Source organism: Butyricicoccus porcorum (assembly GCF_002157465.1).
GTDB lineage: Bacteria > Bacillota > Clostridia > Oscillospirales > Butyricicoccaceae > Butyricicoccus_A > Butyricicoccus_A porcorum.
The window spans coordinates 121109-142037 of record NZ_NHOC01000009.1 but is presented as its reverse complement, the minus strand read 5'-3'; the positions used below and the strand labels follow the sequence as shown (position 1 = coordinate 142037).

Annotated in this window: 21 protein-coding genes and 2 pseudogenes; 10 read left to right on the top strand and 13 right to left on the bottom strand. The window is 57.9% G+C overall.

Features of this window, described 5'->3' with window-relative positions; all coding sequences use genetic code 11:
• Positions 1-546 (top strand): annotated as a pseudogene (locus CBW42_RS14720) (hypothetical protein); the annotation flags it as partial.
• Positions 519-977, top strand: coding sequence for a phosphodiester glycosidase family protein (locus CBW42_RS10875; protein ID WP_165761149.1), 459 nt, complete (start codon positions 519-521; stop codon positions 975-977). The pseudogene CBW42_RS14720 and the gene CBW42_RS10875, both read left to right, overlap by 28 nt.
• On the opposite strand, the gene CBW42_RS14490 is transcribed toward CBW42_RS10875, so the two are convergent.
• Entirely contained in the window at positions 922-1956 is a 1035-nt protein-coding gene (locus CBW42_RS14490; protein ID WP_165761148.1) for a Na/Pi cotransporter family protein, read from the bottom strand. The genes CBW42_RS10875 and CBW42_RS14490 overlap by 56 nt on opposite strands.
• Positions 1957-2109: 153 nt before the next feature.
• Between CBW42_RS14490 and CBW42_RS14485 the strand changes: the two genes are divergently transcribed.
• From CBW42_RS14485 to CBW42_RS10860, 3 genes are read left to right on the top strand one after another with little or no spacing between them, the layout of a single operon-like run.
• A complete protein-coding gene (locus tag CBW42_RS14485; RefSeq protein WP_165761147.1) occupies positions 2110-2817 on the top strand; it encodes a gamma-glutamyl-gamma-aminobutyrate hydrolase family protein in 708 nt (235 codons plus the stop codon).
• A gap of 17 nt (positions 2818-2834) precedes the next feature.
• Positions 2835-3197 (top strand): Smr/MutS family protein, encoded by a 363-nt coding sequence (locus tag CBW42_RS10865; RefSeq protein ID WP_087021266.1) that lies wholly within the window; start codon positions 2835-2837, stop codon positions 3195-3197.
• Between the two features lie 7 nt (positions 3198-3204).
• Positions 3205-3549 (top strand): cupin domain-containing protein, encoded by a 345-nt coding sequence (locus CBW42_RS10860; RefSeq protein WP_087021264.1) that lies wholly within the window; start codon positions 3205-3207, stop codon positions 3547-3549.
• A 90-nt stretch (positions 3550-3639) separates the two neighbouring features.
• Here CBW42_RS10860 and CBW42_RS15405 read toward each other — a convergent pair whose 3' ends face one another.
• The 6 genes and pseudogenes from CBW42_RS15405 to metF form a co-directional block, all read right to left on the bottom strand.
• A complete protein-coding gene (locus CBW42_RS15405; RefSeq protein WP_407922965.1) occupies positions 3640-3795 on the bottom strand; it encodes a 3D domain-containing protein in 156 nt (51 codons plus the stop codon).
• Between the two features lie 191 nt (positions 3796-3986).
• Positions 3987-4205 (bottom strand): annotated as a pseudogene (locus CBW42_RS15400) (SH3 domain-containing protein); the annotation flags it as partial.
• Between the two features lie 321 nt (positions 4206-4526).
• Positions 4527-5078, bottom strand: coding sequence for a cobalamin-dependent protein (locus CBW42_RS15255; RefSeq protein WP_330395857.1), 552 nt, complete (start codon positions 5076-5078; stop codon positions 4527-4529).
• The gene (locus CBW42_RS10850; protein WP_330395856.1) at positions 5036-6892 is read right to left on the bottom strand and encodes a homocysteine S-methyltransferase family protein; all 1857 of its coding nucleotides are present in this window, start codon (positions 6890-6892) and stop codon (positions 5036-5038) included. The genes CBW42_RS15255 and CBW42_RS10850 overlap by 43 nt, the downstream gene beginning before the upstream one ends.
• The gene (locus CBW42_RS10845; RefSeq protein ID WP_087021258.1) at positions 6882-7517 is read right to left on the bottom strand and encodes a hypothetical protein; all 636 of its coding nucleotides are present in this window, start codon (positions 7515-7517) and stop codon (positions 6882-6884) included. The genes CBW42_RS10850 and CBW42_RS10845 overlap by 11 nt, the downstream gene beginning before the upstream one ends.
• Positions 7514-8392 (bottom strand): methylenetetrahydrofolate reductase [NAD(P)H], encoded by an 879-nt coding sequence (metF, locus tag CBW42_RS10840; protein ID WP_087021255.1) that lies wholly within the window; start codon positions 8390-8392, stop codon positions 7514-7516. The genes CBW42_RS10845 and metF overlap by 4 nt, the downstream gene beginning before the upstream one ends.
• Before the next feature lie 432 nt (positions 8393-8824).
• On the opposite strand from metF, the gene CBW42_RS10830 reads away from it, so the two are divergent.
• Positions 8825-10483: a ribonuclease J gene (locus CBW42_RS10830; RefSeq protein WP_087021249.1), complete on the top strand. Its 1659-nt coding sequence runs from the start codon at positions 8825-8827 to the stop codon at positions 10481-10483.
• Between the two features lie 148 nt (positions 10484-10631).
• Here the strand turns inward: CBW42_RS10830 and CBW42_RS10825 are convergent, their stop codons facing one another.
• Both CBW42_RS10825 and CBW42_RS10820 read right to left on the bottom strand, forming a co-directional pair.
• Positions 10632-11516, bottom strand: coding sequence for an NAD(P)/FAD-dependent oxidoreductase (locus CBW42_RS10825; RefSeq protein WP_165761146.1), 885 nt, complete (start codon positions 11514-11516; stop codon positions 10632-10634).
• 40 nt (positions 11517-11556) lie between these two features.
• Complete coding sequence (locus CBW42_RS10820) at positions 11557-12546, bottom strand: biotin--[acetyl-CoA-carboxylase] ligase (RefSeq protein ID WP_087021243.1); 990 nt, start codon at positions 12544-12546, stop codon at positions 11557-11559.
• Between the two features lie 107 nt (positions 12547-12653).
• Here CBW42_RS10820 and CBW42_RS10815 point away from each other — a divergent pair, with 107 nt between their 5' ends.
• The 3 genes from CBW42_RS10815 to sigE all read left to right on the top strand — a co-directional run bounded on the left by CBW42_RS10815 (position 12654) and on the right by sigE (position 15166).
• Positions 12654-13424, top strand: a complete 771-nt coding sequence (locus CBW42_RS10815; protein WP_087021240.1) for a YlmH family RNA-binding protein — start codon at positions 12654-12656, stop codon at positions 13422-13424.
• A gap of 161 nt (positions 13425-13585) precedes the next feature.
• Positions 13586-14434, top strand: coding sequence for a sigma-E processing peptidase SpoIIGA (locus CBW42_RS10810; protein ID WP_087021237.1), 849 nt, complete (start codon positions 13586-13588; stop codon positions 14432-14434).
• Between the two features lie 18 nt (positions 14435-14452).
• Complete coding sequence (gene sigE / locus CBW42_RS10805; protein ID WP_087021234.1) at positions 14453-15166, top strand: RNA polymerase sporulation sigma factor SigE; 714 nt, start codon at positions 14453-14455, stop codon at positions 15164-15166.
• A gap of 62 nt (positions 15167-15228) precedes the next feature.
• On the opposite strand, the gene CBW42_RS10800 is transcribed toward sigE, so the two are convergent.
• The 3 genes from CBW42_RS10800 to CBW42_RS10790 form a co-directional block, all read right to left on the bottom strand.
• Positions 15229-15981, bottom strand: a complete 753-nt coding sequence (locus tag CBW42_RS10800; RefSeq protein WP_165761145.1) for a sirohydrochlorin cobaltochelatase — start codon at positions 15979-15981, stop codon at positions 15229-15231.
• 83 nt (positions 15982-16064) lie between these two features.
• Positions 16065-16835 carry an RNA polymerase sporulation sigma factor SigG gene (gene sigG, locus CBW42_RS10795; RefSeq protein WP_087021228.1) on the bottom strand — a complete coding sequence of 257 codons (771 nt, stop codon included), beginning with the start codon at positions 16833-16835 and terminating at the stop codon, positions 16065-16067.
• Between the two features lie 173 nt (positions 16836-17008).
• Positions 17009-17689: an HAD family hydrolase gene (locus tag CBW42_RS10790; RefSeq protein ID WP_165761144.1), complete on the bottom strand. Its 681-nt coding sequence runs from the start codon at positions 17687-17689 to the stop codon at positions 17009-17011.
• 197 nt (positions 17690-17886) lie between these two features.
• Between CBW42_RS10790 and CBW42_RS10785 the strand changes: the two genes are divergently transcribed.
• Positions 17887-20505, top strand: a complete 2619-nt coding sequence (locus CBW42_RS10785) for a heavy metal translocating P-type ATPase (protein WP_087021223.1) — start codon at positions 17887-17889, stop codon at positions 20503-20505.
• Between the two features lie 233 nt (positions 20506-20738).
• Here CBW42_RS10785 and CBW42_RS14715 read toward each other — a convergent pair whose 3' ends face one another.
• Complete coding sequence (locus CBW42_RS14715) at positions 20739-20912, bottom strand: DUF6472 family protein (RefSeq protein ID WP_165761143.1); 174 nt, start codon at positions 20910-20912, stop codon at positions 20739-20741.
• Between the last annotated feature and the right edge of the window lie 17 nt (positions 20913-20929).

Sequence of the window (20929 nt, the reverse complement as noted above, 5' to 3'; positions counted from 1 at the left end):
CGCATGACGATTGAACTCCGGCAGGAAGAGTATAACAGCAGCTGGGACACCGGAACGGACACCTCATTCGATGACACGGGCGAAGAAGCGGTCGATACCTGGGATGATATCMGCGAGCAGTTCTCTGAGGCATATGCGGAAATTGACCAGAAGTCGTTCTGGGCATATATGGCAGCACATAAGAAGAGCGATGTGCTGGATGAAGACGGCTATCTGATGATCGACCAGGCGGATTATGATGAAGAGGAGACCGGGATTCAGACAATATATGGCGACCCGGTGTGTGCCATTGATACGCGCAACGGCATTGTGATTGTCGGACTGAAGGGCGACGGCTATTCCGGCCGCATGGCGATTGTCAAAAATCCCGGGCAGGTACGGCTTGCTGTGTCGGATACGCTGGGCAGCTCGGGCAGCTATCTGAAGCAGATCTGTCGCAGCACCAATGCCGTGCTCGGCATCAATGCGAGCGGTTTTCTGACCCGGAAGGTACAGGCAACGGCGGCGATGTGTTTGGCATGGTTGTTTCCGGCGGGCGCACGGTGATTGACACGCTGGATACAAAGATGAAGGTCATCGGCATGGACAGCGGCAATCGGTTGAATATTTCCAGTACGTTGCCACGCGGCACGCGTGATGCCATGCAGTTCAGTCCGGCACTGATCGTCAACGGGAAACAACTCATCAGCGGTTCTTCCGGCTGGGGCTTGCAGCCGCGCTCGGTCATCGGGCAGACGAAGGACGGTCAGATGCTGCTGACCGTGATCGACGGGCGGCAGCCGGGATATTCCATCGGCATTACACTGGGCGATCTGACCGATATTCTGTATCAGTACGGCGCGTATCAGGCGTGCAATCTGGACGGCGGTTCGTCCGCTGTCATGTATTACCGCGGGCGCAACATCACGCGTTCTTCGGCGGTTACGCCGGACAAGGGGCGACACATTCCGAATGCATGGATTGTTGACGCAAATTGAACATCGGGCGATCAGGCAGCCTCTCGCGTTTGCGGGGGCTGTTTTGTGTCATGTGCGCGAGGATGACGCGACGCAGCGGCAGGAAGATGCCTGCGGCGGCGAGGTTGCACGCGAGATGTACCCATGCAATTGCCGCGCTGTCGGCGGGGATGCTCAGCCATGCAGGGCATATCTGCCGGATGATGAGCAGCAGAGGGAATACGGCTGCTGCGCCGATGACATTGAACAGCAGGTGCAGCAGGGCGGTCTGTCGGGCGGCGCGTCCGGCGCGCAGGCTGGCGAGCAGAGCGGTGACGCAGGTGCCGATGTTCTGTCCCAGAATGACCGGCACAACGCTGCCGAGCGAGAGCATGCCGGAGGAGGAGATGGTTTGCAGCAGCGCGATACAGGCGGACGAGCTTTGCAGGATGGCTGTGATGATTGTGCCCGCGAGAAGCCCCGACAGCGGGGAAGCGCACTGCGCGAGCAGACGCGCAAACAGCGGGGAATCGGAGAGCGGTGCGAGCGCATCCTGCATGTGCGCCATGCCGGTCAGGAGTGCAGCCAGTCCTGCGCCGATGGACAGAATCGGAGGACAATGCCTGCGCAGCAGGACGGGGAGCAGCACAGCGAGCGCAAGCAGCGGCTCGATGCCGTGGAATACGCCCATCCATCCGGCATGCAGCCCGATGTGGATGAAAAATGCGGTGGTACAGGTGCCGATGTTGGCACCCGCAATCAGGCCGGCGGCCTGCTCCGGCGTCAGCGCCCCACCCGCGGCGAGCCCGACGAGGACAACCGTCACGGCGGAAGAACTCTGCACCAGTGCGGTGACCGCTGCGCCGAGAGCCGTGGCGTGCCAAACCGAGGGCGCTGCCTGCATGAGGCAATGCCGCAGGCGGTCGCGCGACAGCGCGCCCAGCCCTGTGCACAGCAGCTCCATACCAAACAGGAAGACGGCGACCGCCCCGGCGAGCGCCAGCAGATGAAACCGTTCCATCTTTCCCACCTCCTGGAAAAATTTTACACTGCCAACCGGATTCGCGCGTGCTCGCGGACAATCCATGGCATGCTTATGGATAGAGTAAGGCAGCGCTGTTGCATCGGGAACAGTGTTGCCTTCCGCATCTTTGAAATATTTATGATGCAGGAGGTGAAAAATACGGCAAATACTGTTATACTGGTATCATCCGGTACAATCTCCGGCAGGCGGAGCCGACAGGTCGCGCAGAGTGAGCTGTATGCGCGTTCACTCGCGCGCTTTGGCGGCATTATGCTGCTGGACGGCGGCTTTGGCAGCGTGGAAACGCTGGCAGACCGTGCGGATGCGCTGCTGCTGTCCGGCGGTGGGGACATCCATCCGTCGTATTATGGGAGGCATATGACGGGCAAGGACGCGAGTGTAGACCAGAGGCGCGATGAGCGCGAATGGGAGCTGCTGCGGCAGTTCTGTGCGCGCAAAAAGCCGGTGTTCGGCATCTGCCGCGGGCTTCAGGTCATCGATGTCTTTTTCGGCGGGACACTGTTTCAGCACCTCGCCACCGCCTATGTGCATGAAAATACAATCCATACCGTCATCACATCAGAGGATGGCTGGCTGCGCCCGCTGCTCGGTGAGACCGTGCCGGTCAACAGCTATCATCATCAGGCGATCCGCACGCTCGGTGCGGGGCTGCATGTCTCGGCGGTCAGCGATGCGGACGGCGTGATTGAGGCGGTCGCGCACGATACGCTCCCGGTGCGGGCGGTACAGTGGCACCCGGAGCGCATGGTCGATGGTCTGTGCCGTGATACCGATGCGGAAATGGGGCCGCTGTTTGCGGACTTTCTGGCGTGCATTCCGCAGGACGGTACAGGATGAAAGGAACATAGAACAACATGGAACAGCAAATTCGTCAGATCAATCTGGAGGACGGCATGCCAACCGTCCAGCAGGCGCTCGCGCGGCTGCAACTGGAGGTACGGCTTGCCCGGAGGCAGGGCGTATGGGTGCTCAAAATCATCCATGGCTTCGGCTCAACCGGCAATGGCGGAAAGATCCGCGTGGCTGTGCGCCGGGAGCTGCCGGTCCTACAGCGCCGGGGACAGATTCGGTTTTTCGTTCCCGGAGAGAAGCTGACGATATTTGAGGAAGATACACGCAGGCTGCTGCAAATCTGCCCTGCTTTTCGCAGGGACCGCGACATTGACCGGCACAACAACGGCATTACAGTCGTCGTGCTGAGAGACAGGAAAGGATGAAGAAAACATGTTGAATCGGGCAAAGGAACAGAAGACAGACATCATCGAGCATCTGCGCGGCGGTGAGGGAACTGTCATCCGCAAGACGCTGCTTGCGCCGGGGGATTCCTTCGGCAAGTTTAAGATGTGCGCCGTGCTGACGCTGGAGCCGGGATGCACCATCGGCGAGCATGCGCATATGCCGGATGCGGAGTTCTGCTGGCTGCTGGAGGGCGAGCTGGTCATTGCGGACGGCGGTGCCGAGCACACCGTGTATCCGGGTGACGCCTGGATCTGCGGCGGCGGTGATTCGCATTACACAAAGAACTGTTCGGACAAAAACGCAGTCTTTCTGGCGATTGTCACAGAGTAAACTGCGCGGCGCGGGAGCATTCCCGCGCCGCTTTTTCGCGCATGAAAAAACCGGCTCGGACATGTCCGAACCGGTTTGCTGTTTCTGTGATTATTTTACAAGATATACATCTGCATACTTGATGCCGTACTGGTTGGCGATTTTGTTGTTGGCAACGAAGATGTCGATGCGCTTGCCCTTGATGGCGCCGCCGCGATCCTCGACCGTGTAGGTGCCCCAGCCTTCAATGTAAACCTTGGAGTACATCGGGAGGATGGAGGTGTCAGCCGCAATGGTGTGGTTGACGCGCGGGTTCTGCCGGAAGCTGTGGTGGAATCGCCTGCGTAGAACGTCAGCTTGTAGTTGCCCATGTAGGTTTTGCTGCCGGTGCTCGAGGTCGAAGCGCTCGGCTTCTTGGAAGCGTTGGTGGTGGTGCTGCCGCCGCTGGTCAGGTACTTATTGTAGACATAACCGGTCTTGCCGTTTGCGGTGACCTTGGTCCAGTTGCCGGAAGAGCCGGTCTTGGCGACGACCTGTCCCTTCTTGAGGACGGTGACGACTTTATAGCCGTTGCCCGCACCTGCGCGCACATTGACGCTGGTCGTTGCGGTAACGTTAGCAGCCAGAGCGCCTGCGGTGACGCTGGCCGTGAGCACGATGCCGGTGACGGCAACCATGATGCATTTCTTTAATTTCTGAAACATATGTAACTCCTTTTCAATCGGGGATGTGGTGAACACTCGGTATCAATTTGTTACGGTGATGTAACTGAACTGTAACCTATCTTACAGGACAGAGGCGGATTTGTCAAACCAAAATTGGAGATTTTCGAGAATTTCAGAGACCTTGCACAAGAAAAAACACAATAAATTGGCACATTTGGCGAAAAAACCGGCGATTTTGCCGAAAAAATAACAGCCCCCTGCGCGCCCGGAATTGTAACCAAAGCGTGCGGGGAGCTGTAACTGTTTTGTAATTTTAGCCGGATGGCACGGCGGTCAGCCGAACACGGTGCGGGCCGCATCGACGGATGCTTTTGCATCGCGGCAGTAAAAATCCGCGCCGATAGAGGCGGCATAGTCGGGGGTCAGCACGGCACCGCCGACCATAATTTTACCGGTATAGCCGCGGTCGCGCAGCAGCGAAATCGTGTCCGACATCGCGCCGAGCGTTGTGGTCATCAGCGCACTCAGACCGACCAGACGGACATCCTGCTCCAGCGCACAGTCCACCACAGTCTCCGGCGGCACATCGCGGCCGAGGTCGAGAATCTGGTAACCGTAGTTCTCCATGACGACCTTGACGATGTTTTTGCCGATGTCGTGGATATCGCCCTTGACGGTCGCAAGGATAACCTTGTCCGCTTTCGGCGTTTCGCCGCCCTGCTGTGCCATGTGCTGGCGCACGACCTCGAAGCCGGCCTTTGCACATTCGGCGGAGCGGATGAGCTGCGGCAGGAACAGCTTGTTCTGTTCAAACAGGTCGCCGACGGTGTCGAGCGCAGGAATCAGGTACTTTGCGACGACGTCGAGAGGGTCGTTGGTTTCCAGCAGCGTGCGTGTTGCGGCGGCGCAGTCGTCGCCGAGCCCCTTGAGGATGGCGGTCTGTACGTCGGGCGCATTGGAAGCGGCGGCCTTGGGCGCCGCGGGCACTTCCGCGGGGCGCTGTAGGTTTCAATATAGTGTACGCTGCCCGGGTCGCGCTGGTGCAGCAGATTGTGCACATCGACCGCCTCCATCATCTCCGGGATGTTCGGATTGATGATCGGGAAGTCAAGACCGTTTTCCAGCGCGATGGCGAGAAAATGCGAATTGACCTTGACGCGCTGCGGCAGGCCGAACGAAATATTGGACACGCCGAGGCAGGTTTTGACCCCCAGCTCCTGCTTGACGGTGCGCAGGGCAGACAGCGTGTTCATCGCGCCGGCAGGCTCTGCGGAAACGGTCAGCGTCAGGCAGTCGATGGCAATGCGCTCCGGCCCGATGCCATATTCCGCCGCGCGCGCGACAATTTTGCGCGCAATGGCAACGCGGCCTTCTGCCGTGGGCGGAATGCCATTTTCATCCAGCGTCAGGCCGACAACCATTGTACCGTATTTTGCGACAAGCGGCAGGATGGCATTCAGGCTTGCATCCTCGCCGTTGACCGAGTTAATCATGGGCGTGCCGTTATAACGGCGCAGGGCAGGCTCCAGAACCTCCGGATTGTTGGAATCGAGCTGGAGCGGAAGGTCAATACAGCTTTGCAGCTCTTCGATGACCTCGAGCATCATCTCGCGCTCGTCGATGCCGGGCAGGCCGACATTGACATCGAGCACATGCGCGCCCGCGTCCGCCTGTTCAATGCCCTGCTCCACGATATAGTCGATGTCGTGTTCCTGGAGCGCCTGCTTAAAGCGCTTTTTGCCGGTCGGATTGATGCGCTCACCGATGACACATACGCCATCTACCGGGACATAGCGCGTGCCGGAGCACAGCGCGGAGAGATGCTTTGCCTCCGGCGCATGGAATGCCGCCTCGTTCAGTACGGCGCGAATGCGGCGGATATAGTCCGGCGTGGTGCCGCAGCAGCCGCCGAAAATGGTGAAGCCGAGGGCAAGATATTTTGGAACATACTGTGCAAACTGTTCCGGTGTGATGTCGTACGACAGAGTGCCGGACGCAGCGTCGGGCAGTCCTGCATTCGGCTTGATAATCAGCGGGACGGACGCGACCGCGGCGAGCCGTTCGGCAATCGGAAGAATTTCCTTCGGGCCGAGAGAACAGTTGATGCCGATCGCGCTTACACCGAGTCCCTGGAGCGTCAGCGCAGCTGCCTCCGGCGGCACGCCGAGGAAGGTGCGCCCGGAGGCCTCAAATGTCATCGTTGTGAACACCGGCAGATCGCAGATTTCACGCGCGGCGAGCACGGCGGCCTTTGTTTCCAGCAGGTCGGTCATGGTTTCAATATAAATCGCATCCACGCCGCAGGCTGCACCACAGCGCACCTGCCGGGCGAAGATCGCATAGGCGTCGTCGAAGTTCAGCGTACCGGTCGGGGCAAGCAGCTCACCGATGGGGCCGATGTCCAGCGCGACATATTTCGCGCCGGAGGCACGCGCGTTGGCAACGGCGGCGGTGATGATTTCCTCTACGGTGTGGCCGCAGCCTGCGGTTTTCTTTTCGTTTGCACCAAAGGTGCACGTGATGACCATGTCCGAGCCGGCCTCGACGTACTGGCGTTGGATTGACGTGATGACCTCCGGATGATTCAGGTTCATCAACTCAGGCAGCGAGCCGGCAGGCATGCCGGCTTCCATAAGCATAGTACCCATGCCGCCGTCCAGTACGAGAAAATCGGATAAGATATGGGAATTAAGCTCCACAGTGGGTTCCTCTCTTTCTATAGGGACAGTCTGCGTACAGGCGGCAGGTGCCGCAGCCGCGCGCGCGCCCGGAAACCGGGTGCGCGGAAATGCCGAGCAGAGCGGTGACCGACTTGCCCGGCGTCAGAAGATTGGACGGCGTCGCGGAAAGCCCGATGCGGCGCGGTGCATCGCACAGCGCGAGCAAATCGCGCTGGAGATCAATCGGCAGGTCGCCGTAGCCGGGGGAAAAACGCCCGGTGACAAAATAGCCGTCCTGCCCGAACTGCATGCGGATTTCGTCCTCCGCCGCATCGCACACCTTCTCGATGGCATCGCCTGCCGCTGCGTCCAGCGCGAGCGCGTCCAGCATGCTGCGATGCCCGGTGCGCTGGATCTCGCGGTCAACCGCTGCGCCCAGCGTGGCGCACAGCACCGCCATGCGGTCACAGCCGTCCAGATGGCGGCGGATGTCATTGCCGGACAGCGGCAGCGCGTCCGGTGTGCAGACGATCCATTTCCAGCGCGGCTGAGCGATTTCCACAATGCGATCCATTGCCCGCTGAGCGGTTTCCACGATGTCCGCGTCGCCGCCGGCATGTCCCATGTAGCGCAGCACTTCTGCGCGGTCGAGTGTCAGGTTCATGCCTTATTAGACGCCTCCAGCACCTTGCGGATGCGGGTATAGATGAGATGCGCGACACGCGGATTATTCATGGTATACAGATGGATGCCGTCGACACCGCTGGCGATCAGGTCGATAATCTGGTCAACGGCATAGGCGATACCTGCGTCGAACAGTGCTTCTGGGTCATTTTCATAGCGGGAGACCATGTGCGCAAACTTGCGCGGCAGGCTCGCGCCGCAGGTGGAGACCATGCGTTCAATCTGCGCCTTGTTGATGACCGGCATAATGCCCGCTTCAATCGGCACGTTGATGCCTGCCAGCTTTGCGCGATCCTGGAAGGCGTAAAAATCGTTGTTGTCAAAGAACAGCTGGGAGATCAGATGCGTTGCTCCCGCATCGACCTTGGGGCGCGTGTTGGTGACGTCGGAAATCACATCCTCCGACTCCGGATGCCCCTCCGGGTAGCAGGCGCCGCAGATATCAAAGCCGCCGAAGTCCGCGATGAATTTTGTCAGGTCACTGGCATATTTGAAGTCGCCGGGGATCGGCAGATCCGGGTGCAGATCGCCGCGCAGGGCGAGCACGTTTTCAATGCCGTTTTCGCGCAGCTCGGTGAGGATGTCGGTTGCCTGCTGGCGCGTCGTGTGGATGGCGGTCAGATGGGCGAGCGGCTCGATGTGATAGATATTTTTGAGGTCGGAGGCGATTTTTGCCGTCAGGCTGCCTGTGCCCGTGCCGCCTGCGCCGTAGGTGACGCTGATGAAGTCCGGGTTGAGGTCGCTCAGACGCTCAATGGTGTCATAAATTGTGTCGATCTTGCTCGTTTTTTTCGGCGGAAACACTTCGAGTGAAAAAACGGTTTTTTTGGTCTGAAATATATCTGAAATTTTCATCAGGCAAACTCCTATACTTTAGTAGAATATGTCTTAGTATACCGCATGCGGCGGAAAAAAGCAAAACAGATTGCAGAATTGTGCAAAAAAACCTGAAACAAACTGCGAAAACCATGCAAGTGTCGAAAAAAGTCGTGCAAAACAGAAATTTTTCGTGCCTGTTTTCCTGTGGAAGATGCACAGGTGGGTGTACAATTGTGCAAAAGTGTGGTATACTATGATAAAGTTTTTGATGTTTGGCCGCCGAATTGAGGATTTTTGCGGCGTTCGGATAGATTTGAAACCAATTTTTTTTGACAAATACTGCACGGCGGAAGCGTGCAGCAGTGCTTTTCCGGTCAACCCGCCGGAGAGCCTGTTTGCTGTGCCTGCTTCAGAGGCAATGTGTGCTTCCGGCCTGTGCTTCATGCAAAGGAAAGTGATACGCATATTATGAAAGAAAAACTGAAGATTATCCCGTTAGGCGGACTCAATGAGATCGGCAAGAACATGACGGTTGTAGAGTACGGGCAGGACATTTTTGTTATCGACTGCGGCCTTGCATTTCCGGATAATGAAATGCTCGGCGTTGACCTCGTCATCCCGGATATCACCTACCTCCGCCGCCACAGGAACAAGGTGCGCGGCATTGTCATCACCCATGGCCATGAGGACCATATCGGCGCGCTGCCGTATGTGCTCAAGGAGCTGAATGTGCCGGTTTACTGCACGCGCCTTGTCGCGGGCATCCTGAATTCCAAGTTCGAGGAGCACCGCATGCTCGGCAAGGTCAAGATCAACTGCGTCAAGGCGGGCGACCACATCAAGCTGGGCTGCTTCAACATCGAACTGATTCACACCAACCACTCGATTGCGGATTCCGTCGCGCTGGCAGTCCGGACGCCGCTCGGCACGATCATCCACACCGGCGACTTCAAGATCGACGCGACGCCGGTTTCCGGCGAAATGATCGACCTGACGCGCTTCGGCGAGCTGGGCAAGGAAGGCGTGCTGGCACTGATGAGCGACTCCACCAACGTCGAGCGCTCGGGCTATACGCCGAGTGAGCTGGAAGTCGGAAAGACGTTTGAGGCGCAGTTCAAGGGCTGCGACCAGCGCATTATCATTGCCACCTTCGCTTCCAATATCTACCGCGTACAGCAGGTGCTCGATGCCGCCGCACACCACGGGCGCAAGGTCGCCATCTGCGGCCGCAGCATGGAGAACATCGCGCGCGTTGCGATGGAGCTCGGATACCTGACTGCACCGAAGAATGTGCTCATTGACATTGCGGACATCAACCGTTACCCCAAGAGCAAGGTCGTTGTCGTGTGCACCGGCTCACAGGGCGAGGCAATGAGCGCACTGTACCGCATGGCATTTTCCGGCCACAAGCAGGTGGAAATCGGCGCGGGCGACAAGATCATTATCTCCGCTTCCGCCATTCCGGGCAACGAGAAGTCGGTCACCAAGATGATTAACGAGCTGAGCAAAAAGGGCGCGGATGTCGTCTATGACCGCTCCGCGATCATCCACGTATCCGGTCACGCCTGCTGTGAGGAGCTCAAGCTGATGCTGTCCCTGGTCAAGCCGAAGTACTTTATCCCGGTGCACGGCGAATACCGCATGCTGCGCCGCCACGGTGAGCTGGCGGTACAGACCGGCGTCAATCCGCGCCATGTTATCATTGCGGATATCGGCCGCCCGGTTGAAATTACCGCGAAGACCGCACGCCTTGCCAATCCGGTTCCATCCGGTAAGGTACTGGTCGACGGCTTCGGTATCGGCGATGTCGGCACAGCAGTGCTGCGCGACAGAAAGCATCTGTCGGAGGACGGCCTGCTGGTTGTCGTTGTCACGCTGGACAGCGAAAGCGGCATTGTGATCGCGGGTCCGGATATCGTCTCCCGCGGCTTTATCTACGTCAAGGAAGCAGAGGATCTCATGGAAGAGCTGCGGCGCATTTCTCAGCGCGCACTCGATCGCTGTATCGATGAGCAGATTCGCGACTGGACAACCATCAAAGCAAACGTCAAAAACGACCTGTCGGAATTCCTCTACCGCAAGACAAAGCGCAGCCCGATGATCCTCCCGGTCATTATGGAAATCTGATTGCTGCGCCAATCGTGCAACAAATTTAGTTCTGACACCTATCCGAATCAGGAAACCGCAGATCCGCAGCATTTCGCGGATGGCAAATAAAAGAAAGGCTCCCGCCGATGTCTGACATCGGGCGGGAGCCTTTTGCTGTGTACGTGGATTATGCCTCCGGCTGCTGCGGGAGGTTTTTGATGTATTCGCAGATGCTCAGACCGGCAATTGCGCCGTCGGAGACTGCCTTAGCGATCTGGAGCACGCCGCCGATGCAGTCGCCTGCGGCAAACAGGCCGGGTACATTGGACTGATAATTGCGGTCGACCTGGATGCTGCCGCCGTTCATGATGACACCCATGCGTGCGGCAAAATCAGCCGCCGCCGCGATGCCCTGCGCGAGGAATGCGCCGTCAATCGGATGGTCGCCGCCCGTCGTGCGGATGCCGGCGAGCATGCCGTTTTCGCCGTAAAATTCCACAATCGGCTCGGTGACAATCGGCAGATCCTTCGGGAAACGGTCGGTTGTGATGGTCGCGCCGTTGGTGAACAGGCGCAGGTTGTTTGTCAGCGGACGCAGGTGGCTCAGCTCTGCGACCGCATGGTCGCCGCTGCCGATGACCGCGAGTGCGCGGTTGCGCATCAGGAAGCCGTCACACTGGGCACACTGGCTGACGCCTGCGCCGAGGAACTGCTCCACGCCCGGAATTTCCGGCACGTGGCGCTGCCGGCCGGTTGCAAGCAGTACGCTGTGACCCGACAGGACGCGGCCGGAGGCGGTGCTGACGCGGAAATCTTCCGTTTCCCGGATGGAAACGACCTCATCACTGATGACTTCAATGCCCAGCCGCTCGACCTGCGCGAGGCCGCGGCGGAACAGCTCGTCGCCGCTGATCGGTGCTTCCAGTCCGAAATAGTTTTCAATGCGGTGGCTCTGACCGAGCGCGCCGGAATCGCGTCCGATTACCACCGGAGTAAAACCGGCGCGGCGGACATACAGGGCAGCGGAAAGCCCGGCAGGGCCTTTGCCGACGATAATACAGTCTTTCATCATTGCTGTAAGTTCTCCTTTAATGTGCGGGGGGAATGCAGGCTTACTGTGCCTGCCCGGGCAGGCGGATGCTGATCTCGCCTGCCAGCATGGTGGAGCGCTGTCCATCCTGTTCGATGACAAGATGGCCGCTGGGATCGATGGCGACAGCAGTCGCCGGTGTTTTTTCGCCGTTCCGGATGACCGTGATCGGCTGGCCGAGAAAATGGATAAACGAACGGTAACGGTCAATGAGTGCCGCTGTGTCGCCGGATGCAATCAGCCGGTAGCACGCTTCCATGTGGTTGAAAAACGATGCGGCGAGCGAATTGCGCCGCACAGCATGCGGGGCAAAATCCTCCAGACAGCCGGCGATATCGCGGATCTCCTCCGGCAGCCCGCCTTCCGGCGTGCGGACATTGATGCCGACGCCGACAATGGCATAGGAGAGCTGTCCGGTTTCTGCCTCGACGGATGCTTCCGTCAGAATGCCGCACAGCTTTTTACCGTGCATCAGCACATCGTTGACCCATTTGATATCCGGCGTGAAGTTTGCGGTTTCCGCAATCGCTTCACTCAGCGCTACGGCCGCGGCGACCGTAATCATGTTGATGCGTTCGAGCGGCAGCGTCGGATGCAGCAGGATACTGATATAGATACCGCTGCCGGAGGGGGACAGGAACGAACGTCCGCGGCGTCCGCGCCCTGCGGTCTGGCAGTCGGCGATGACGGCATAGCCGTCCGGCAGCTCCGCTGCGCGCTGCTTGAGATATGTGTTTGTAGAATCGACTGTGGACAGCACGCACAGATTGCGCGCCAGTACGTCAGTTTTCAGCTCCATGACAATGCCGGCTTCTGAGAGCGTGTCACTCGTTTCCGCGAGGCGGTAGCCCTCTCCGGATACCGACTCGATGGGGAAGCCCATCTCACGCAGCGCTGCAATGGCTTTCCAGATTGCTGTGCGCGATACGCCCAGCTCACGGGACAGTGTACCGCCGGACACAAGCTGCCCGCGGTTTTGCTCCAACGTGCGCAATACATCATCACGAACCATAGGATCACCCTTTCTTTCCCATTTTTGGTGCGAATCTATTGTAATACAGATTTGAAAGCAGTACAATAGGTGAAACTGACAAATAAGACGAAATGGGGCATAAAACCATGGCGAAACAGGGCGATATCATCCAGAAACTGGCACAGACACAGGAGGAACGTCTGCTTCTGGCGCGCGTGCTGGAGAAAGCGGACATCTGCCGCGAGCGGTGTTATCCGACATATACCAGGTTTTTTGACCTGCATGAAGCAGAGCTGGCGCGGCGCCTGCTGGAGGCAGTTGGGGAGCGCGGAATCTTCTGGGGTGGCTATGACGGCGCGGAGCGCACGGTGCTCGCTTTTCTGCCCGATTGGATGGAGGAAATTCCACAGGAAGGCGAGGACTGCCCGCTGGCGGGCATCCGCTGCCTGCGGCATAAGAGCGATGTACTGACACACCGGGATTATCTCGGCTCCCTGATGGGATTGGGCGTGCGGCGCGACGGTATCGGTGATATTCTGGTCGGTGACCACGGCGCGGATGTTGTCGTGACGCGTGAGCTTGCGCCGTATCTGCTCATGCATTACGGCAGGGCAGGGCGCAAACGTCTGGAGGTCAGCGAGATTTCACTCGCCGCTCTGATGGTTCCTGAAGAGAAGGTCAGCTATATCCGCGATACGGTCGCGTCGATGCGGCTGGACGCGGTGACGGCAGCGATGTTCCGCTTGCCGCGCGCAAAAGCAGCGGATGCTGTGCGCGCCGGACGGGTGTTCCTCAATCAGATGGAATGCCTGCGCCCTGATCGCGAGGTCACGGTGCACGACCGCATTACGCTGCGCGGCATGGGGCGCGGCGAGGTGGACGGCATTCTGGGTGAGAGCAAAAAGGCCGCATTATGATATCGCTCAAGCGGTTCGGATAAAACAGGAGCAGGCAGCCGGTCGGCTGCTTGCTTTTGCTGTTCGGGTGTGATTGGAAAAAATGTTTGCGCGGAGTGCCGTTTCGGCAGAATCAGCCTCCGGCTGGTGATACAATAAAGCACACGCAGGAGGTGGACACCATGCGTGTAATCTATCTGGATGTCCTGCTCGTGCTCAATTTCTGTATGGATTACTGTATTTTGCGGGCGGCCTCTGCCATCGGCGGGCGCCCGTGCCCGGTGTGGCGGCTGTGTCTCGCGTCCGGTTTCGGCGCGGCATATGCCTCCGGGAGTGTGCTTGTTCCGGTGCTGGCTGCGCTGCCGGTGCGGCTGCTGAGCTGCGCGGCAATGGCAGGCATTGCGTTTTCCGCGCGCGGTGCCCGCCAGCTGCTGCGTCAGACACTGCTTGTGATGCTCGTGGCATTTGTATTCGGCGGTTGTGTGACAGCGCTGGAGCAGGTGAGCGGAACGGTACTCTCGGCGGGTGGTGCGTTATATGCACCGGTCTCGCGCAAGGCGTTGCTGGTTTCGGCGGCGTTGGCATATGGCCTGAGCGGAGTGATCTTCCGCAACCAGGCGCGCGAAAACCGGCCGCATGGGGAAACCATCCGCTTACGCTGCGGCGGAAAAGTACAGGAGGTCTATCTGCTGGTAGACAGCGGCAATACACTGCGCGACCCGGTCACCGGAAGGCCGGTATTCGTGCTGACACGCGCGGCAGCACTGAGAGTTCTGCCGGAGGAGGTGCAGTTTTTGCCGCTGCTGCTGGGAACGGACAACGCTGCCGAGCTGGTGCAGCGGGCACAGCAGAAAGGCGCAGGGGGCTGGAGACTGGTTTCATTCCGGAGTATCGGAGGCGGCGGACTGATGCCGTGCTTCCGGCCGGATGCCGTAACCCGCGAGGACGGGTCTGCCTATGACAGCCTGGCTGCCATTTCCGGCGCCGGCACAATTTGTGCCGGAGAGTATGACGGGTTGATTGAGCCCTGAGGGAAAGGAGCGTGCATAATGCCGCGAGTATGGCAAACGCTGCGCCGGTGGCTGATCCGGATCGGGCTGCTGCCGGATGAGGAAGGGATTTTTTACATCGGCGGTTCGGTGGTGCTGCCGCCGCCGCTGAGCGCACAGGAGGAAGCGGAGGCAATTGCGGGCTGTCAGGAGGGAGACCCGCAGTGCCGTGACCGGCTGATTGAGCACAATCTCCGGCTGGTCGTGTATATTGCGAAAAAGTTTGAGAATACGGGTATCAATATTGAAGACCTCATCTCCATCGGAACCATCGGGCTGATTAAGGCAATCGGCACCTACAATACGGACAAAAAGACCAAGCTCGCGACCTATGCGTCGCGCTGCATTGAAAATGAAATCCTGATGCATCTGCGCAAGGTATCCAGCCAGAAAACCGAGGTATCGTTTGATGAGCCGCTGAGCACAGACTGGGACGGCAATGAGCTGTTGCTGTCTGATATTCTCGGCACGGAGCCGGATTGTGTGATGCGCCCGGTGGAGGACGATGTAGATCGGCAGCTGCTGCGCCGCGCTCTGCAAAGCCTGCCCGAACGGGAGAAGACAATCATCTCCCTGCGCTTCGGGCTGGCAGACGGCGAGGAGCACACGCAGAAGGAGGTCGCCGACCGGCTCGGTATCTCGCAATCGTATATTTCCCGGCTGGAAAAACGGATCATCAAACGCATGAAGAAGGATATGATGCGATGGGTATAAAAGGACCGCCCGGCTCCGCGAGGAGCCGGGCGGTTTGCTGTGTGCGTAAGTACGGTTATTGGTTATATCGTTTCCAGATGTCCTGCGAATTTATCGGCAATCGCCGGAATTTCTCCCAGCCCCTTGAGCACAGTTCGCGTCTGCATGCCGAGCGCTTCCAGCTGACTCTTCCACGAATCGGCGTCATCGCCCGAGAGGTCGTTTCTGGCGTGGTCACCTGCGACAATCATGAACGGCATGAGCATGATTTTGTTCGTTCCGTTTGCCTGCAGCTGTGGAATGATGCTTTCCAGCGTCGGGTAACCTTCAACCGTGCCGACATGGACATTGGCATAGCCCTCGGTGCGGAATTTGCGCTCTAACTGGCAGTAAGCGGCGTTGGCAAAGTGGTCGGTGCCGTGTCCCATGAGCACCAGTGCTTCACTGTCGCGGCGCGGCGGAATGCTCTGCATCACGGCGTGTACGCAGGTGTCATAATCTGATTCCGACCAAAGCAGCGGCTTTGCGACACGGACACATGGGAACTGTGCCGCATCTGCAAGCAGCATTTCATATTCCACGCCCGGAATGACATGCGTGGACAGGCAGGTGATTGCGTCATAGCCCTGTGCAGTCAGCTGTGCAAACAGCGTGTGCGGGTCGGGGATGTCAATGCCGTTGCGCTCTTTCAGACGTTTGCGCACGATTTTTGAAGTAAAGGCACGGAATACCTTCTGCCCGCAGCGACGTTCAACCGCCTGTTCAATGCCTTCAATGGCAGGCATGGCCTGCGGGAATGTAGTGCCGAAGCTGACTACGACAACTGCATGTTTCATAAAAAAATACCCTCCGTTTTCCGATGATACTGCTGTAAACAGCATAGCGGAAAACGGGAGGGGTTGTCAATGGACGATTGTCTTCAAATTTGCCGCCGGATGCGGTCGAGTGCATTTTTCTCCAACCGGGACACCTGCGCCTGTGAAATATGGATTTCCTCGGCGACCTCCATCTGTGTGCGACCCTCAAAAAAGCGCAGGTTCAGAATGCGCTGCTCACGCGGCGTCAGGCGTTCGATGGCTTCGCGCAATGCAATCTGTTCCAGCCAGTGCTCGTCCGTATTTTTTGTGTCACCGACCTGATCCATGACACAGACCGCGTCACCGGTGCCCTCGAAAACCGGCTCGTACAGCGATACCGGATCCATGATGGCATCCAGTGCAAATACAATTTCTTCGCGCGGTACATCCATTTCTTTGGACAGCTCTTCCATGGTCGGTTCGCGCTGGTGTTCACGTACAAACGCTTCCTTCGCCTGCAAGGCGCGGTAGGCGGTGTCACGCATCGAACGCGACACACGGATGGTGCTGTTGTCGCGCAGATATCGTCGGATTTCGCCGATAATCATCGGCACCGCATAGGTGGAAAATCGTACATTTAAGTCTACATTAAAATTATCAATGGATTTAATCAGTCCGATACAGCCGACCTGAAACAAATCGTCCATGCTTTCGCCGCGGCCGGAAAAACGCTGAATAACACTGAGTACCAGCCGCAGATTGCCGGAAATCAATTTTTCCCTCGCTGCCCGATCGCCCCCCGAGCTGCGGCGCAGCAGTGCGTCAGTTTCCGCCGCTGTCAGCACCTCAAGGCGCGATGTGTTTACGCCGCAGATTTCCACTTTACTCTGCATCGTTTCGCCTCCCGAAAATGGTCAATCGATCTATTCACCATTATCTCCGCCGGGTGGGCAAAACATACTGCGGAAAAATTCATCCTTTCGACAGGAATCGCGTGTATTTGCAGGCAATTTGTGCGCGCAAAACAAAAGATCCCGAAATGCGGATTTGCATTCCGGGATTGGACTTACAGAAGCTCCTTCAGGCTGTGGAGTTCTTTATAGCGGAAGTCCGCTTCAGGGGCAGGCTCATTTGTGGTATTGAGCCAAAATGGGATCAGTCCGGCGGCATGTGCGCCGCATACATCGCGCTCAAACGAATCGCCGATAAACAGGGCCTCATTCGGTCTGACATGCAGCTTATTGAGACAGTCGTGGAATATTTTCGGATTGGGCTTTTCCACGCCGGCTTCTTCACTGGAAACCATCACATCCAGATAGCCTGCGATGCCGAGTGCGGCAATTTTGCGGTGCTGGATGTGTGCGGTCATGTCGGTGCAGATACCGGTGCGGATGCGCTGGTGATGCAGGCGGCTGAGCAGTTCGACCACACCCTCGCGCGGCTTGATAGAATGCAGCAGCGTGCTCCAGTAGGTTTCATACAGCTCGAGCGGTGTGACGACGGACGGAAGTCCCAGCAGCTCGAGCATGCGCTGGGAAATCAGTACACGGTTATGACAGGCTGCTACATATGGCAGTTCTTCCTTGAGCTGTTTGTCTGCCTGCTGATAGGCGAGCAGAAAGCGGCGGGCAGGAACATCAAACCGTGATTCGCCATATTCCGCCATTGCGCGCAGCGCGAGCTTGTGTGCGGTGGAAAAATCGTACAATGTATTATCTAAATCAAAAAGCACAGCTTTCAAAGCCATGGCTGTCACCTCGCATATGTTTTTTGCGGATTCCATTATATCATATTTTTTGCATAGAAACAGGAAAGAGAAAAAGTTTCCTGTTTTTTTTGCAGAAAATACACAAACCCTATTGACAGATACAGAAGGCGTGCGTATACTAACGTATGAACAAACATTCATATGTTCAAACTTCGTTTTACATAGGAGGGATCCGCATGGCAAGTAAGGTATATCTGCTGGAACATCTTGGCTGTGCCAATTGCGCGGCGAAAATAGAACGGGATGTTGGCAGGCTGCCGCAGGTGGAGGAAGCAAATCTTGTATTTGCGACCAGGCAGCTGCGCGTCAAAACGGATGCGCCGGACGGCCTGATGGAGCAGATTCAGGAGATCGCACAGTCGTATGAGCCGGATATCACCGTATCCGACCGCGACGGCGCGAAAAAGGAGCATGCACATCATCATAAGCATGCGCACGAACACCACCATGAACATGGGGAGGAATGCGGCTGCGGACACGACCATGTGTACGAGCACCATCATGAACATGGGGAAGAGTGCGGCTGCGGACACGACCATGCGCACGAACACCACCATGAACATGAGGAGGAGTGCGGCTGCGGACACGACCATGCGCACGAACACCACCATGAACATGAGGAAGGGTGCGGCTGCGGACACGACCACCATCATCACGATGATGGCGATGACCTGCCGCTCAAAAAATCCGGCACAGTCGGCGGGACGACAGTGACGTATACGATTGAAAATCTGGACTGTGCCAATTGTGGCGCAAAGATTGAACGCCGCATTCAGGCGATGGACGGTGTATCCGATGCTGTGCTGACCTTTGCTACCAAGCAGCTGCGCGTCACTGCGCCGGATCACGATGGTTTGGCGGAGCGCATGGTGCAGACTGCGCGCGCAATTGAACCGGATGTCAGAATCCTTGCGCCGCAGCAGGTGAAGAAACAAGTAAAATCGGATGGCAGCGACAAAAAGGAAGCGCGCAGACAAATGACAGAGCTTGTGATCGGCGCAATCTGCATGGTGCTTGGTCTGGTGCTGAAGTCCACTTCGATGCCGGCGACCTTTGTGATCTGTGCAGTTGGCTATATTATCCTCGGCCGTGAAATCGTCTGGACTGCGGTGCGCAATCTGTTCAGCGGCCATGTTTTCGATGAAAATTTCCTGATGACAATTGCAACACTCGGCGCATTTGTGATCGGTGAATATCCCGAAGCAGTCGGCGTTATGCTGTTCTTCTGCATCGGCGAGCTGTTTGAGCACCGTGCGGTCGAGAAGAGCCGGTCACAGATTATGGAAGCTGTTGACCTGCGCCCGGAGACCGTGCAGCTGGAGAGCGGCGGCATCGTTGAGACCATCCCGGCGGAGGAAGCTGAGGTGGGAGATATTCTGGTTGTCCGTCCGGGTGACCGTGTCCCGCTGGACGGTGTGGTTGTGGAAGGTGAGAGCTTCCTCGATACGTCTGCCGTCACGGGCGAGCCTGTCCCTGTCCGCGTCGCCGTCGGCGACGAGCTGGTCAGCGGCTGGGTCAATACCTCCGGTCTGCTGCGCATGCGCGTGGCAAAGCCGCTGTCTGAATCGATGGTAACCCGCATTCTGGATGCTGTTGAAAACGCGGCGGCAAGCAAGCCGAAAATTGACCGCTTTATCACGCGCTTTTCGCGTGTCTATACACCGATTGTTGTCGCTGTCGCGGCGCTGACGGCAATTATCCCGTCGATCTTCACCGGGGACTGGAATCATTGGGTTTATACCGCGCTGACCTTCCTCGTCATCAGCTGCCCGTGTGCGCTGGTGCTCAGTGTCCCGCTGGCATTTTTCTCTGGAATTGGCACGGCGTCCCGCAGGGGCATCCTGTTCAAGGGCGGCGCATCGCTGGAAGCGCTGGCAGAAATCAAAGCGGCGGCGCTGGATAAAACCGGTACGATTACCAGGGGTACGTTTACTGTTACAGTGATTGAGCCTGCGGCGAATCGGAATGCCGATCAGCTGCTTGCACTGGCGGCCTGCTGTGAACAGAATTCCACCCACCCGATTGCGGCAAGCATTGCAGCGGCTGCTTCGGAACGCGGGGTTGCGCTGAAAATACCGCATGAGGTGGAGGAAATTGCCGGATACGGTGTGCGTGCTGTTGTCGATGACAGCACGGTGCTGTGCGGCAACCGCAAGCTGATGGAGCAGAACGGCGTGTCTCTGCCGGAGCTGCCCGCGGCGGGCGGTGCAACGGTTGTCTATGTCGCGTGCGGCGGGCAGTTTGCCGGACGGCTGCTGATCGCTGACACGGTGAAGGACGATGCAAAGCAGGCAATTGCGGAGATGAAGCGCCTCGGCGTCACAGCGGCGATGCTGACTGGCGACAGCGCGGAGAGTGCAGACGCGATTGCCGCACAGACCGGCATTGATGCGGTCTATGCGCATTTGCTGCCGGAGCATAAGCTGGAGCGCCTGCGTGAAATTCGGGACAAATACGGCCCGGTTCTGTTCGTCGGTGACGGCATCAATGATGCGCCGGTGCTGGCGGGTGCAGATGTCGGCGCGGCGATGGGAAGCGGCGCGGATGCGGCGATTGAAGCGGCGGATGTGGTTTTCCTGACGGGCGAGCTGTCCGCTGTGCCGCAGGCGGTTGCGCTGGCAAAGCAGACGGCGCGTGTATCCAAGCAGAACATCGTGTTTGCACTTGCCGTCAAGCTGGCGGTCATGGTGCTCGGCCTGTTGGGGATTGCGTCGATGTGGCTGGCGGTGTTCGCGGATACCGGAGTTGCCATGCTGTGCGTGCTCAACTCGATTCGCCTGCTGTATCAAGAATAAATCAGACAGAACAACAGCCGGACTGCCGGGGGATTCCCATGGCGGTTCGGCTGCTTTGCGTTTGCGTGTATTTAGGGCGTATCTGAACAATCGAAAATTTTGACTATTCTACAAATACGGACTGCTTCTTCGTTCAAAACACTTGAAATCCGAACGAATTCCAGCGTGCTTTTGCCTCGTGCCAGTCTCGCCTTTGCGAAATATTCGTCATTTTCTTGGGTTTCAGACCGCGCCTAATTCTGGTGCCGGACGATGGAATATTCATCGCCGGGGCGGTAATAGGGACAGTTGTCGAACGTATCCTGAATGAAGTGACGCATTTCATCCTCATCCAGATCCTGTTCACAGACGGAATAGCCAAATTCCTCGTCATAAGTAAAATACATGCAGTCGTCGCATTTCGACATGAAGCAATCAGACTCCT